Genomic DNA, 15,556 nt, shown 5'->3' with positions numbered 1-15,556 from the left:
CCGAACCCCGAACCCCGAAAATTAAAAACAGCTGGTCTGACCATTTGTTTTTGATCTTATTAACCTTTCTTTATTCTCTGCTATCTGTGTATTATTTGAACTTTGTTTAAATTACGTTACGCTGGCCTTAGAGCTTTAAAAGTACTGTAAATTGACAGTAATTACGGTTTTTGATAACGTATGGCAAAATTTGGTATGACCAATTTACCTTTTGGTCAGGTCATTCAGTTAAAAGCCTTCTTTAATGGGCTGCTAGCACTTATACAACGCGGACGTTGATTAATGTCTTTAAAAATTAAAGCGGCAAAATTATCTGATGTTATTTTACAACAACTTGAGAACATGATTCTTGAGGGGTCGTTAGCACCAGGAGAAAAGTTACCACCGGAGCGTGAACTCGCTAAGCAATTTGAAGTGTCGCGTCCGTCGTTGCGTGAAGCCATTCAAAAGCTTGAGGCAAAAGGGCTCGTAACCCGTCGTCAAGGTGGTGGAACGTATGTAAAAAATCAATTGGAAGAGGGACTGACTGATCCGTTGTTTGATTTGATCAGTAAACACCCCGAATCACAGTTTGATTTATTAGAGTTTCGTCATGCGCTAGAGGGAATTGCGGCTTATTACGCAGCACTTCGCGGAACAAGTAACGATTTTGCAAAAGTAAAACAGAGCTTTGATCAGATTGCATTAGCTAAAGATGAATTAAAGCAAAAAGCCAAAGCGATTAATGACTTTCATTTTTGCATCGCAGAGGCGTCTCATAACGTAGTGTTACTGCATTTAGTAAGAGGGATGCAAAGCTTACTTGAGCAGAATGTTTTACAAAATTTAACGGTATTACTTAAAAAGTCAGATATAAGCAGCCAATTAGCCGAGCATAGACGCTTATTAATGGATGCAGTGATTGACGGTAATCCTGAACAAGCTCGCTTAGCAAGTAATGCGCATTTAGCCTATATTGAAGAAGCATTGCTTGAAGCGGGTAAAGAGCACTCGCGAATTGAACGTAGTTTAAGACGCACCAAACAAAATTAAGCAAGTACATTCACTGTTAACTTGATTCAACAGTGAAGTATTCAATACATAAAATTAGTATTTTAAACATAAGGAAACCTCCATATGTCTGAAGTCAATAAAATTGACGTAGACGCGCTAGAAACACAAGAGTGGTTACAAGCTCTTGAATCAGTTGTGCGCGAAGAAGGTGTTGAACGAGCTCAGTTTTTACTTGAGCAAGTGTTAGAGCAAGCCCGTTTAGACGGTGTTGATATGCCAACTGGCATTAACACAAACTACGTTAATACGATCCCGGTTGATCAAGAACCTGCCTACCCTGGTGATGTAAATCTTGAGCGCCGTATTCGTTCAATTATTCGTTGGAACGCGATTATGATTGTATTGCGTGCATCGAAAAAAGATCTCGACTTAGGCGGCCATATGGCGTCTTACCAATCGTCTGCTGCATTTTATGAAGTATGTTTTAACCATTTCTTTAAAGCGCCAAATGATGTTGATGGTGGTGATTTAGTTTATTACCAAGGTCATATTTCTCCGGGTATTTATGCGCGTGCATTTGTTGAAGGGCGTTTAAGTGCCGAACAGCTTGATAATTTCCGTCAGGAAGTAGATGGTAAAGGCTTACCTTCTTACCCTCACCCTAAATTAATGCCAGAGTTTTGGCAGTTCCCAACGGTATCTATGGGCTTAGGTCCAATTTCTTCAATTTACCAAGCGCGTTTCTTAAAGTACTTAGATGGCCGTGGCTTAAAAGACACTAAAAACCAACGTGTATATGCGTTTTTAGGTGATGGTGAAATGGATGAGCCAGAATCACGTGGTGCTATTTCTTTTGCTGCCCGTGAAAAGCTAGATAACCTGTGTTACTTAGTTAACTGTAACCTACAGCGCTTAGATGGCCCTGTAATGGGTAACGGTAAAATCATTCAAGAGCTAGAAGGGCTATTTAAAGGCGCTGGCTGGAATGTTATTAAACTTGTTTGGGGAAGCGGTTGGGATATTCTGCTTGCTAAAGACACCACAGGTAAATTACTACAGTTAATGAACGAAACTGTTGATGGTGATTACCAAACATATAAAGCGAAAGATGGCGCGTACGTACGTGAACATTTCTTTGGTCGTTACCCAGAAACAGCAGCACTTGTTGCTGATATGACCGATGAAGAAATTTTCGCCCTTAAGCGCGGTGGTCATGAGCCTTCAAAGCTGTTTGCCGCCTTTAAAAAAGCAGAAGAGACGAAAGGTCGTCCAACAGTGATCCTTGCTAAAACAGTAAAAGGTTACGGCATGGGTGAAGCGGCTGAAGGTAAAAACATTGCGCACCAAGTTAAGAAAATGGATATGTCGCATGTGGCTCACTTACGCTCTCGTTTAGGCTTAGATGATTTAGTATCTGAAGAGCAATTAAAAGAGCTACCATACTTAGAGCTTGAAAAAGATTCTCCAGAGTATAAGTATCTTCATGCGCGTCGTGAGGCCCTACAAGGTTACACGCCAACACGTATTGCTAAGTTCTCTGAAAAGTTACAGTTACCAGAAGTAGATGCGTTCAAGCCGTTACTTGAAGAGCAAAAACGTGATATTTCAACCACTATGGGCTTTGTGCGCGCACTTAATATCTTATTAAAAGATAAAGGTATTGGTAAAAATATTGTGCCAATTATTGCCGATGAAGCACGTACTTTTGGTATGGAAGGTTTATTCCGTCAAATCGGTATTTACAACCCACATGGCCAAAATTACACCCCTCAAGACCGTGATATTGTTTCTTACTACAAAGAAGCAACCTCAGGGCAGGTATTACAAGAAGGGATTAACGAGCTAGGTGCAATGTCGTCATGGGTTGCTGCTGCAACATCATACAGCACCAACGACTTACCGATGATCCCATTCTACATTTACTACTCTATGTTTGGTTTCCAACGTGTTGGTGACATGGCATGGATGGCAGGGGATCAACAAGCACGTGGTTTCTTATTAGGTGCTACAGCGGGTCGTACAACGCTAAATGGTGAAGGCTTACAGCATGAAGATGGCCACAGCCACATTCTTGCAAACACGGTACCTAACTGTATTTCTTACGATCCTACTTATGCATTTGAAGTAGCGGTTATCGTGCAAGACGGTATTCATCGTATGTACGGTGAAGAGCAAGAAAACATTTACTACTATCTAACGCTAATGAACGAAAACTACCATCAGCCAGCAATGCCAGAAGGCGCTGAAGAAGGTATTCGTAAAGGTATCTACAAGCTAGAAAGCTACGAAGGTAAAAAAGCCAACGTACAGCTATTAAGCTCAGGTACTATCATGACTGAAGTGCGTAAAGCGGCGGCAATTTTAAGCGAAGACTATGGTATTGCATCTGATGTTTACTCTGTAACTTCATTTAATGAACTTACCCGTGATGGACAAGATGTTGAGCGTTTCAACATGCTTAATCCAGAAAGCGAGCAAAAAACAGCTTACATTACAAGCGTATTAAACGATTCAGTCACTGTTGCTGCAACGGATTACATGAAAAACTACGCAGAGCAAGTACGTTCATTTATCCCAAGCAGTAACTACAAAGTATTGGGTACAGATGGTTACGGTCGTTCAGACAGCCGTGAAAACCTACGTCGTCACTTTGAAGTTAACGCAAGCTACGTGGTAGTTGCGACATTATCTGAACTTGCTAAACGTGGTGAAGTTGAAAAGTCAGTGGTTGTTGAAGCTATTAAAAAGTTCAACATCGACACTAACAAACTTAATCCACTGTACGCATAAGAGGTTTGCAATGAGTATTGAAATTAAAGTACCTGATATCGGTGGCGATGAAGTAGAAGTAACCGAAATACTAGTGAGCGTTGGCGATAAAGTTGAAGTTGACCAATCACTATTAAGTGTTGAAGGCGATAAAGCTGCGATGGAAGTACCTGCTGAACAAGCCGGTACGGTAAAAGAAGTTAAAGTAAATGTGGGCGATACAGTAACCACAGGCACTTTAGTGTTCATCTTTGAAGGTGAAGCGCAAGATTCTGCTACTGACTCTAAAGAAGCTGAAAAAACCGATGAAGTAGCACCGGCTGCGTCATCGGGCTCGTCAACCAAAGAAGTCACTGTGCCAGATATTGGCGATGATGAAGTTGAAGTAACTGAAATTATGGTTGCGGTTGGCGATAGCGTAGAAGAAGAGCAGTCTATCTTAAACGTTGAAGGCGACAAAGCGGCAATGGAAGTACCAGCACCCTTTGCCGGTACAGTAAAAGAAATTAAAGTAAATACTGGTGACAAAGTGAAAACGGGTTCATTAGTGTTTGTTTTTGAAGTCGCTGGTGGTGGTAACGAAACTGCACCTGCAAGTGATTCAAAAACGCAAGAGAAGCCTACTGAAAAAGCTGCTTCATCTAAAGCGTCAGAATCAAGCACAAAAGAAGTTAGCGTGCCTGATATTGGTGATGACGAAGTTGAAGTAACCGAAGTCATGGTTGCGGTTGGCGATAGCGTAGAAGAAGAGCAATCTATCTTAAACGTTGAAGGCGACAAAGCAGCTATGGAAGTACCGGCGCCGTTTGCAGGTACTGTTAAAGAGATTAAAGTAGCGACTGGCGATAAAGTTAAAACGGGTTCCCTGATTTTTGTATTTGAAGTGGCGGGTAGTGCACCAAGTGACGCGCCTGCAAAACAAGACGAGCCAAAGGCTGAATCTAAGCCGGCAGCTCAGGCTGAGTCAAAACCAGCAGCATCATCTGCTAAAGCAAGCTCTGAAAGCTTTGAAAACAATAGCGCTTATGCTCATGCATCGCCAGTGGTTCGTCGTTTAGCACGTGAGTTTGGTATTAACCTTGCGAACGTAAAAGGCACAGGTCGTAAAAACCGTGTTGTTAAAGAAGACGTGCAAAACTATGTTAAGCAACTGGTTAAGCAAGTTGAGTCTGGTCAAGTACCTGCAGCTAAAGGCAATGCTGGTGGCGGTGAGCTTGGTTTAATTCCATGGCCAAAAGTTGATTTTGCTAAGTTTGGTGAAATTGAAGAGAAAAAACTCTCTCGTATTCAAAAGCTGTCAGGTAAAAACTTACACCGTAACTGGGTGCAAATCCCACATGTTACCCAGTTTGATGAAGCGGATATCACGAGCCTTGAGCAGTTCCGTAAAGAGCAAAATGCCCTTAACGAGAAGAAAAAGCTGGGTGTTAAAATTACGCCATTAGTATTTGTAATGAAAGCAGCAGCTAAAGCGCTTGCTGAGTTCCCTACATTTAATTCATCGCTTTCAGAGGATGGCGAAAGCTTAATCCTTAAAAAGTACATCAATATTGGTGTAGCGGTTGATACGCCAAATGGCTTAGTTGTACCAGTGTTTAAAGATGTTGATAAAAAAGGCATTATTGAACTCTCTCGTGAACTAATGGAAGTATCTGTTAAAGCGCGTGATGGCAAGTTAAGTTCATCAGATATGCAAGGTGGTTGTTTTACTATTTCAAGCCTAGGTGGCATTGGCGGTACGGCATTTACGCCGATTGTGAATGCGCCTGAGGTGGCAATTTTAGGTGTGTCTAAATCTGAAATGAAGCCTAAGTGGAATGGTAAAGAGTTTGAGCCTAAGCTAATGGTTCCACTTTCAATGTCTTACGACCATAGAGTGATTGACGGTGCGCTTGCTGCACGCTTTACTGTTACTCTTGCAAGTTACATGAGTGATATACGCCAGTTAGTGATGTGATCACTACAGAGTGAGTAAAATCAAATCCCAGCCAGTTGTTTTTAGCTGGGATTTTTATCATTTGCAATGATACAATATTTGCACAAATGCCCTTTTCTGCCTTGCAGAAACATGGCAGTTAAATTTTGGGGCTGTGTCCCGTTCAAACAATAAAGGTAATAGCATGAGCAACGAATTAAAAACTCAAGTTGTTGTACTAGGCGGTGGTCCTGGTGGTTACTCTGCGGCTTTTCGCGCTGCTGACTTGGGCTTAGAAGTTACATTAGTAGAATCTCGCGAGACATTAGGCGGTGTATGTCTTAATGTTGGTTGTATTCCTTCTAAAGCACTTTTACACGTAGCTAAAGTGATTGATGATGCTGCAGAAATGTCATCTCACGGCGTTACTTTTGGCGCACCAAAAATTGACTTAGATGAAGTTCGTTCTTGGAAAGAGTCTGTTGTTGGCCAGCTTACAGGTGGCTTAGACGGCATGGCTAAAATGCGTAAAGTAAAAGTTGTATCTGGTTACGGTAAATTTACTGGTAGCAATACTTTAGACGTTGAAGGCGCTGACGGTAAAACAACCATTACCTTTGATAACGCAATTATTGCTGCGGGTTCTAAACCTGTAAACTTACCTTTCATCCCTGAGGATGATCGCGTTATTGATTCAACGGGTGCGCTAGAGCTTAAAGATGTTCCTGAAAAGCTACTTGTTTTAGGTGGTGGTATTATTGGTCTAGAAATGGGTACGGTTTACCGTGCACTAGGTTCTGCAATTGATGTTGTAGAATTTGCAGACCAACTAGTTCCTGCTGCTGATAAAGACATCATTAAAATTTACCAAAAGCATGTTAAAGACAAGTTTAACGTGATGCTTTCAACTAAAGTAACTGGCGTTGAAGCAAAAGACGACGGTTTATATGTTACGTTTGAAGGCAAAAATGCACCGGCAGAGCCAGTACGTTATGACAAAGTACTTGTTGCTGTAGGTCGTACACCAAATGGTAACATGTTAGACGCTGATAAAGCGGGTGTGAATGTTGATGAGCGTGGTTTTATTAACGTTGATAAGCAATTACGTACTAACGTAGAACATATTTTTGCGATTGGTGACTTAGTGGGTCAGCCTATGCTTGCGCATAAAGCTGTTCATGAAGGCCACGTTGCAGCAGAAGTTATCTCTGGTCAAAAACATTACTTTGATCCTAAGTGTATTCCTTCAATTGCTTACACTGACCCTGAAATTGCATGGGCGGGTGTAACTGAAAAAGAAGCCAAAGAGCAAGGTTTAAGCATTGAAACAGCAGTATTCCCTTGGGCTGCATCGGGTCGTGCTATTGCTTCTTCACGTACTGAAGGTTCTACTAAGCTTATTTTTGATAAAGAAAGCGGCCGTATTATCGGTGGTGCTATGATTGGTATTAACGCAGGCGAAATGCTGGGCGAAATCGGTCTAGGTATTGAAATGGGTGCAGATGGTGAAGACCTAGCGTTGACTATCCACGCTCACCCAACATTGAACGAATCAATTGGCCTTGCAGCTGAAATTTTTGAAGGTTCAATCACTGATTTACCAAACAAAAAAGCAGTTAAAAAGAAGAAGTAATTTCTTTTAGTTAATCGCGATAAAAAACCCAAGCCTCGGCTTGGGTTTTTTGTTTTTATAGCCGTCAGCCGTCAGCCGTCAGCCGTCAGCCGTCAGTCGTCAGCCGTCAGTAAAGACAAGCTCCCTTGACACTTAAGTTAATATGAGCAAAATTTTGTAGCTGATAGCTGATAGCTGATAGCTGATAGCTGATAGCTGATAGCTGATAGCTGATATCTAATTTCTTTTATTTTAGCTACAATGCGCAGCCATCAATTAATAGGTAATAAACCACAGTGACCCAGAGTTTAAAAAATTCAGTTTTAGCATTACGTGCCCAGCAAATAAGTGAATCTCGACGCGAGTTTAATGCCCGAGGCGGTAAGATGGACCGCTGTGAGCAATGCTTAATTGCCAAGCATTACTGTATTTGTGAGGGCGCTGAGTACGCAAGTTGCGACGCTGCGGTTTGTTTACTGATGTATCATAATGAAAGTTTTAAACCGTCTAATACAGGGCGTTTAATTGCTGAAATAGTCCCTGACAATTATGCGTTTCGTTGGGATAGAACCTCCCCAGATCCTGCTTTATTAGCTTTATTGAATAATGATAAATATCAGCCTTTTGTGATTTTTCCTGCAGAAGATGTTGAAACAGATAGAGTAGTAACGCAAGTAGAGCCTGTTGCAGGTAAAACGCCTTTATTTATATTTTTAGATGGTACATGGCGTGAAGCTAAAAAAATGATTCGTAAGAGTCCTTATCTAGATAATTTGCCCGTGCTTTCTATTACCGCACAAAAGCTCTCAGATTACCGATTACGTGTAGCACCCCATGCTCACCAGTTAGGTACGGCAGAAGTGGCTATTATGGTATTGGCATTGGCTGGTGAGGTTGATGCGAGCACTAAATTAGAACAGCATTTTATCAAATTTCGCGACGCCTATTTACTCGGTAAGCGCAACAAAGGCAGGCCGGAATAAAGTACGGGATGTTGATACGAAAAAGCTGGATTTAATGCTTGTTCATAGTTTGAATGTATATAATCTTGGCTGACCGCTGATTTTCAGGCAAAAGAAAAGCGCGAACCATCTCTAGTCGCGCTTGCGGAATCTTCTAACTTTGTTGCATCCTGCAATTGAACCTAATCAACTCCAATTTTTACGATCCGTGTTATTACAATATTACTTTCTAGTTCTATGTAATATAGGCTATCCGGGCCTGTCTCCATAAATCCCTAAAACATCCTGTAAGGTAAAATCTATTACCAATCCTTATTGCACATCCGAGTGCATTCCTTTTGCTACCATTCCGTTGTGTTGCCCTAAGGCCTGTCCGTTTTATTCCCTATCCTTTAGCAACAACTTTTCCGTGTTGTTATCCATTACGCATCATCCTGATGCTATCCCTTATGCAACATTCCATTGCGATACTCATCCTGAGCCTGTCCTTAAATCCCTGTTATCCTAAAAACCAAACCTTGGTATTCGAGTAGTTAGTCCGTTTCCATTTACTCGGTAAGCGTCGTTGCTTATTTATGGGTTAATTATAGAGAGTGATTTGCAGTAAATGTAGGATAAAACCGCTTATGGTTTATGTTCTTACAAATGAAATATATTTAAATAACTTAAAATACAATAGCTTAGTTTGTTTTTAGGGTGTTGTGCAGGGTGTTTTTACTCATTTGCTGTCATAAGCGTAAGAGATGTCTTACAAGGGTTTTCTTTTTTGGGCGTATTTATCACGAAGTGATTATATAAAGTGTGCACTTTTTAGTTCATCGCGGTAAAATTAATGATAATAATTATTAGTTAGGTAAGACAATATGAAAAAAACACTCGCGCTTGTTGTTGGGTTAATTGCCTCAGCACCGGCTGTTGCAACCGATGTTGTGAATATTTACTCATTTCGACAACCTTTTTTAATTAAACCTATTTTAGACGATTTTACACAGCAAACGGGCATTAAAACCAATGTGGTGTTTGCTAAAAAAGGCTTAATAGAACGTGTTAAGCGTGAAGGTAAACACAGCAAAGCCGATTTAGTTTTAACCTCAAACTTTAGTGCTTTAATTCAATTAGAAGAGCTAAATCTTACGCAAACCATAGAAAGCGAGCTGGTTAATAATAATGTCCCGGCGGCATTTCGTGATGGCGATGGTCAGTGGGTAGCGCTCACTAAGCGCGTGCGTAATGTTTACTCTTCAAAAGAGCGTTTAGGCGCATTGCCTAACCTTACCTACGAAGCGCTTGCTGAGCCGCAATACAAAGGACAAATTTGTACTCGCTCTGGCAAACACCCATATAACTTAGGCCTTGTAGCTTCTATGATCGCTCATCATGGTGAAGCACAGACGAAAACATGGCTTGAGGGTGTAAAAGCTAATTTAGCGCGTAAACCTCAAGGTAACGATCGAGCGCAAGTTAAAGCGGTTAAAGAAGGTTTATGTAATTTAGCCTTAGGTAATAGTTATTACTTGGGCAAAATGCTGCAAGATGAAGCACAAAAACCATGGGCTGAAGCCGTTCATATTAACTTTCCAAATCAAACTGACCGAGGATCACATATAAATGTATCGGGTGCGGTTATTACTAAGTATGCTAAAAACCCTGAAAATGCCTTGAAACTCATAGAGTATATGACAGACAATAAGGCGCAAAATATGTATGCCTCGCTCAATATGGAGTATCCGGTTAAGCCAGGTGTGAAACTTTCTAGTTTGGTTGCATCATGGGGAAGCTTTAAGGAAGACAGCTTACCGCTTGATGAAATTAGCAAATATCGTCCGTTAGCACTTAAGCTAATTGATGAGGTGAAGTTCGATCTTTAATGACTTATAAATTTCAGCTGTCAAAATGGCAGCTTATTGCGTGGTCGACGGGGTTATTGCTGTCGACCCCGTTGTTTTTCCTACTATTAGAATCTTTACAAGGCGACTCAGAGGTATTTACCCACCTGTGGAATACCGTACTGTGGGACTATATAAGTAATACCGTATTACTGGTTTTAGGTGTAGGGTTACTTAGCTGCTTTATTGCGTTACCACTGGGTTGGCTCACCGCTTATTGCCGTTTTCCTGGTAAAAAACAATTTGAATGGGCATTGATGCTGCCTCTTGCCATGCCTACTTATATTATTGCTTATGTGTACACCGATTTACTCGACTATGCGGGGCCGGTACAAATAACTCTAAGAGAGTGGTTTGGTTGGCAGTCGCCAAGTGACTACTGGTTTTTTGATATACGCACCTTACCAGGGGCAATTGTTATGATTGCGCTGGTACTCTACCCGTATTTATATTTAATTTTTAAAACTGCACTGCGAGAACAATCTTTTAAGTTAGTCCAAGCCAGTCAGTTAATGGGGCTAAATGCATGGAAAAGCTTTTTTAAAGTCAGCCTTGTATTATCCCGTGGTGCCATTGTAGCGGCACTTGCTTTGATCAGCATGGAAACCATGGCTGATTTTGCCACCGTAAGCTATTTTGCTGTCAGTACATTAACCACTGCCGTATACGATACCTGGTTTGGCTATTATTCATTAACTGCAGCAGCAAAAATTTCAGGGGTGATGTTGTTATTGCTGTTTTTAGCATTGATCACCGAGCGTTTTAGCCGTCGTAACCAAGCGGTGTTTGAGCGTCAATCGAGCGTGAACAGCGAGGCGCTTTATATCCTCAAAGGCAAGTCTGCGTGGCTAGCAACTGGGTTTTGTAGCTTTATTTTAATTATTTCGTTTATTATTCCGATTGTTGTATTGCTCAAATATGCAGTTATGTATTTTGATCAAGCGTGGAATAGTGAGTTTTTTAGCTATGCATGGCAAAGTTTAAAAGTGGCGGCTGTAGTCAGTGTGGTGACTATTATACTGAGTGTTTTAGTGGTGTTTTATCAGCGCATTGCTAAACAAACAAATCCATTAATTCCTGGGCGTTTGGCCAGTACGGGCTATGCGTTACCCGGCACAGTATTAGCGATTGCGGTATTGTTGCCACTAACACTATTAGAAAACACCATTAACCGCATTTTAACCCCTTATGATTTAGATATTGGCTTATTACTTACTGGCAGCTTAGTCACTATTATTTTTGCTTATATAGTGCGATTTTACGCAGTTGCACATGGTGCCATAGAGTCAAGCTTTTCACGTATTAGCCCCTCCCTTGATATGGCAAGTCAGTCAATGGGGAAAAGCCAAGGCCGCACATTACGCTTAGTGCATTTGCCTTTATTGCGCCGAGGCTTATTAACCGCAGGTTTATTGGTCTTTATTGAGTGTATGAAAGAGCTGCCCGCAGCCTTACTGCTAAGGCCTTTTGACTTTGAAAGCTTAGCAACGCACGTGTTTCAATATGTCAGTGACGAACAATTAGAGCTGGCCTCTATATCAGCTTTATTTATAGTGGTGGTGGGCTTTATTCCGTTATATTTTATTAACCGTTCAATGGAGCAACGTAGCTAAATGAGTAGTTTGATTTTACAAGGCGTGAGCTATGCATATAACGGGACTAAGGTTGTAGATGATTTAGACCTAACCTTAGGTAAAGACGAAATAGTGTGTTTACTCGGTGCCAGTGGCTGCGGCAAAACCACCACGCTTAAAGCCATTGCAGGGTTAATTGAAGCCAAACAAGGACAGGTATTTATTGATGGTAAGTTAGTCAGTGACGCCAATACGTTTGTGTCACCAGAGCATCGTAATATTGGCATGATGTTTCAAGACTACGCATTATTCCCACATTTAACGGTGGCGAATAATATTGGCTTTGGTCTAAGCGGTATGAGCAAAGCGGATAAACACGCACGCGTAAGTGAGATGCTAAAGCTGGTACACTTGGTAGGCTGCGCCGATAGATTCCCTCATCAACTCTCTGGTGGGCAACAGCAGCGAGTAGCGATTGCACGCGCATTAGCTTATAAACCTAGCTTACTGTTACTTGACGAGCCATTTTCTAATATTGATACCCAAGTACGATTTGAGTTAATTGCCGACATTAGGCGCATTATTAAGGCGCAGCAAGTATCGGCTGTGTTTGTTACTCACTCAAAAGAAGAGGCGTTTGCTTTTTCAGATACGCTAGCGGTTATGCACCAAGGTAAAATTGCGCAGCAAGGTACGCCAGAACAGCTTTTTGCTAAACCACGTTCAAAGGAGGTTGCAGAGTTTCTGGGTCAGGGCATATACTTAAGCGCAACCGCATTAACCGCCACTGAATATGAAACGCAGTTTGGGGTGGTTGAATCAATACAGCCACAGCAGCATGGCGTGGCCGATAAGGGCGTTATTTATGTGCGTCCGCATCAACTTGAACTTGTTAGTAATAACGATACGCAACAGCAATCTGAGCGGGTTAGTATATTAAGTAGTCGCTTTATTGGCTCCGCTTATGTATACACTGTGGTTATTGATGAGCAAGAAATAGAAGTTGCAGCCCAGTATGGCCAGTCATTTGAAATTAATGAACAGGTTACAATAAAAATAAAACCGCACACGGTGAATTTTTTTAAATCGTAATTAATCGCTGTGTTTTGCTCTAAAAAGTAAGGAATGACAATGGCGCAAGCGCAATCAGGGATTTGTGCTGAAGCAAACTTACACGGTTTGCACTTATTTTTTAATGTACTTGATGGTCACGACGAATCACTTCGCGCTAAGCTTAAAAAAGTGAGCGATATTGAAGATGAGTTTAGTGATCAATTCTCTGAATCTATGCTTTCTTGTATGGTCGCCATTGGCGCGCAATATTGGCCACACATTCTGCCTGATTATATGCCAAGTGAGCTGCAAAGCTTTCCTAATATCACCCATAGCGATTTTGTGATGAGTGCAAGGCCATGTGATTTGTTTGTGCAAATCCGCTCAGACAGAGAAGATGTAAACCACTTGTTTGCACTACAAATACTCAAACTATTCACCCCTGATGTTGAGCTGGTAGAGCAAGTTCGTAATTTCCGTTTTTTAGATGGTCGTGATTTTAATGGTTTTATTTATGCGGGCGATACCCCACATGGCCGTCAAAAACGCGTAACGGCGTTAGTAAACAAACCTGATAGTTTTGAAGATCAAGGTAGTTACATTCATGTGCAGCGCTTCAAACATGACTTGAGCTTGTGGCAGCATTTGTCATTACATGAACAAGAGCAAATAATGGGTCGTACACGCCTTGATAATACCTTGCTCAGCCCCGCACTTGAGAGCAGCCATGCAACCCGAAGTGAATTAAAAGATGAACAGGGGCAAGCATTATTACTAAATCAAAGTATGCCTTATGGCGACGTGTATGAGCAGGGGATGTTAATGATTACGTGCTCGGCTAAAGGGGATGCGTTCGAGAAAGTACTCAATAGCCGATTAGGGCAGGGGGAGTATTACGACCATTGGCTTGATTTTACTCAAGCAGATATGGGCTCTGCGTTTTTTGCACCCTCAGTGCGATTTTTAAAGCAGTTATAAAACAAGCCAGTAACGGCTACGTATCAGTATAGCCGTAACAGTGATAACCAAACGAGTTTAAACCGTATCAAACAAAATACGCACACGCTCTAATGTGAGGTCTATTTCTGATACTTTCGCTGGCGCAATAAAAATAGTGTCATCGCCGGCAATTGTTCCTAATACGCCATCTGCTTTACCTAATGAATCAAGTAAACGGGCAATTAGCTGCGCAGCGCCTGGGCTGGTGCGAATAATAATCATCATTTCGTTATGCATAATATCAATAACGAGCTGGCGTAATGGGCTCTTAGCGGTTGGTACCCCCATTTCGGCGGGTAAACAGTATACCATTTCTTGTTTTGCATTACGGGTGCGTACCGCGCCAAACTTACTTAACATTCGCGACACTTTACTTTGGCTAATATTATCAAAGCCTTGCTCTTTTAACGCATCAACTATTTCGCCTTGTGAGCCAAAGTTTTCTTCTTTTAAAAGTGCTTTAAAGGCTTTAACCAATGCTTCTTGTTTATCTTGTGGTTGCATAGTGTCTAATTAGTTATGTAATAGATACTGCAAATTCTACACAAAAATGCATAATTATGCAGCAGTTGTTTGCTTAAGTTGCCATTTTGCTGCGTTTAAACAGCAAAGTTTACAACTATGGTCGAAAATATAGCTAAAATAAGCAGGATAAATTTGTTTTTAGTCGTTAATTTCTTTATCTTATGAACCACAAATATTTCCTACCTCAAATCACGGAGAATTCCAATGAAAGTTGCTGTATTAGGTGCTGCAGGCGGTATCGGTCAAGCGTTGTCTTTATTATTAAAAACAGGTTTACCAGCTGGCTCTGAATTATCACTATATGATGTTGCGCCAGTAGTTCCTGGTGTTGCTGTTGACCTTTCTCACATCCCAACAGATGTTAAAGTTGCAGGTTTTGGTGCTGACGATTTAGATAAAGCATTAACAGGTTGTGATATCGTTCTTATCCCAGCGGGTATGCCACGTAAGCCAGGTATGGATCGTGCTGATTTATTTAATGTTAACGCTGGTATCATCAAAACACTAGCAGAAGGCATTGTTGCTAACTGTCCTAAAGCGCTTGTGGGTATTATTACTAACCCAGTTAACGGCACTGTACCAATTGTTGCTGAAGTATTTAAAAAAGCAGGTACTTATGATGCTAAACGTGTATTCGGTATTACAACACTCGATGTGATCCGTTCTGAAGCGTTCATTGCTGAGCTTAAAGGCGTTGACGTAGCAAGCGTTAAAGTTCCAGTAATTGGTGGCCACTCAGGCACAACTATCCTACCGTTACTTTCTCAAGTTGAAGGTGTTACTTTCACTGATGAAGAAGTGGCTGCACTGACTCCACGTATCCAAAACGCGGGTACTGAAGTAGTTAATGCTAAAGCGGGCGGTGGTTCTGCAACATTATCTATGGGTGCTGCTGCTGCACGTTTTTGTATGTCTTTAGTTAAAGGCTTACAAGGTGAAGACGTTGTAGATTATGCATACGTTGCTGTTGAAAATGGCGATGCAGAGTACTTCGCACATCCAGTACGTTTAGGTAAAAATGGCGTAGAAGAAATTCTTTCTTACGGCACTTTAAGCGCATTTGAAGAGCAAGCAAAAAATGATATGCTTGAAACTCTGAAAAAAGACATTAAAGAAGGTGTTGATTTTATGGCGTAATAGCCAAAATTAACCCATAAAAAAGCCTGCACTTGCAGGCTTTTTTATTGCTCGGAATTATCTACACAGTATAACTTAACCTGAACTCTGGTTAAGAGATTTACTAACGTATTGAATCAAAAATGATATTT

General features: G+C 41.3%; 11 protein-coding genes. 10 read left to right on the top strand and 1 reads right to left on the bottom strand.

The features are described 5' to 3' along the window. The first annotated feature begins 282 nt into the window (after positions 1 to 282). The 9 genes from pdhR (at position 283) to QMA00_RS17290 (ending at position 13,742) form a co-directional block, all read left to right on the top strand. On the top strand, positions 283 to 1,032 hold the full coding sequence (pdhR, locus tag QMA00_RS17330; RefSeq protein ID WP_008114937.1) for a pyruvate dehydrogenase complex transcriptional repressor PdhR: 750 nt from the start codon (positions 283 to 285) through the stop codon (positions 1,030 to 1,032). 84 nt (positions 1,033 to 1,116) lie between these two features. Then, positions 1,117 to 3,783, top strand: a complete 2,667-nt coding sequence (gene aceE / locus QMA00_RS17325) for a pyruvate dehydrogenase (acetyl-transferring), homodimeric type (protein WP_290158200.1) — start codon at positions 1,117 to 1,119, stop codon at positions 3,781 to 3,783. Positions 3,784 to 3,793: 10 nt separating this feature from the next. Further along, the gene (aceF, locus tag QMA00_RS17320) at positions 3,794 to 5,719 is read left to right on the top strand and encodes a pyruvate dehydrogenase complex dihydrolipoyllysine-residue acetyltransferase (protein ID WP_290158198.1); all 1,926 of its coding nucleotides are present in this window, start codon (positions 3,794 to 3,796) and stop codon (positions 5,717 to 5,719) included. Between the two features lie 163 nt (positions 5,720 to 5,882). Then, positions 5,883 to 7,310 (top strand): dihydrolipoyl dehydrogenase, encoded by a 1,428-nt coding sequence (gene lpdA, locus QMA00_RS17315; RefSeq protein ID WP_013465928.1) that lies wholly within the window; start codon positions 5,883 to 5,885, stop codon positions 7,308 to 7,310. A gap of 275 nt (positions 7,311 to 7,585) precedes the next feature. After that, positions 7,586 to 8,272: a DTW domain-containing protein gene (locus tag QMA00_RS17310; protein WP_290158196.1), complete on the top strand. Its 687-nt coding sequence runs from the start codon at positions 7,586 to 7,588 to the stop codon at positions 8,270 to 8,272. Positions 8,273 to 9,114: 842 nt separating this feature from the next. Then, complete coding sequence (locus tag QMA00_RS17305) at positions 9,115 to 10,119, top strand: Fe(3+) ABC transporter substrate-binding protein (protein WP_013465926.1); 1,005 nt, start codon at positions 9,115 to 9,117, stop codon at positions 10,117 to 10,119. After that, the gene (locus QMA00_RS17300) at positions 10,119 to 11,750 is read left to right on the top strand and encodes an iron ABC transporter permease (protein ID WP_290158193.1); all 1,632 of its coding nucleotides are present in this window, start codon (positions 10,119 to 10,121) and stop codon (positions 11,748 to 11,750) included. Before QMA00_RS17305 ends, QMA00_RS17300 begins: the two co-directional genes overlap by 1 nt. Continuing rightward, entirely contained in the window at positions 11,751 to 12,803 is a 1,053-nt protein-coding gene (locus QMA00_RS17295) for an ABC transporter ATP-binding protein (RefSeq protein WP_290158191.1), read from the top strand. Between the two features lie 39 nt (positions 12,804 to 12,842). Further along, entirely contained in the window at positions 12,843 to 13,742 is a 900-nt protein-coding gene (locus QMA00_RS17290; protein ID WP_290158189.1) for a Dyp-type peroxidase, read from the top strand. 57 nt (positions 13,743 to 13,799) lie between these two features. Here QMA00_RS17290 and argR read toward each other — a convergent pair whose 3' ends face one another. Then, positions 13,800 to 14,267 (bottom strand): transcriptional regulator ArgR, encoded by a 468-nt coding sequence (gene argR, locus QMA00_RS17285; protein WP_008114955.1) that lies wholly within the window; start codon positions 14,265 to 14,267, stop codon positions 13,800 to 13,802. Positions 14,268 to 14,492: 225 nt separating this feature from the next. Between argR and mdh the strand changes: the two genes are divergently transcribed. Further along, on the top strand, positions 14,493 to 15,425 hold the full coding sequence (gene mdh / locus QMA00_RS17280) for a malate dehydrogenase (RefSeq protein ID WP_008466462.1): 933 nt from the start codon (positions 14,493 to 14,495) through the stop codon (positions 15,423 to 15,425). Positions 15,426 to 15,556 lie beyond the last annotated feature (131 nt).

Origin of the sequence: Pseudoalteromonas sp. APC 3694 (assembly GCF_030407565.1) — a bacterium.
Classification (GTDB): Bacteria; Pseudomonadota; Gammaproteobacteria; order Enterobacterales; family Alteromonadaceae; genus Pseudoalteromonas; species Pseudoalteromonas tetraodonis.
Note: the sequence above shows the minus strand (reverse complement) of the source record. Positions and strands in the feature narration are given on the sequence as shown.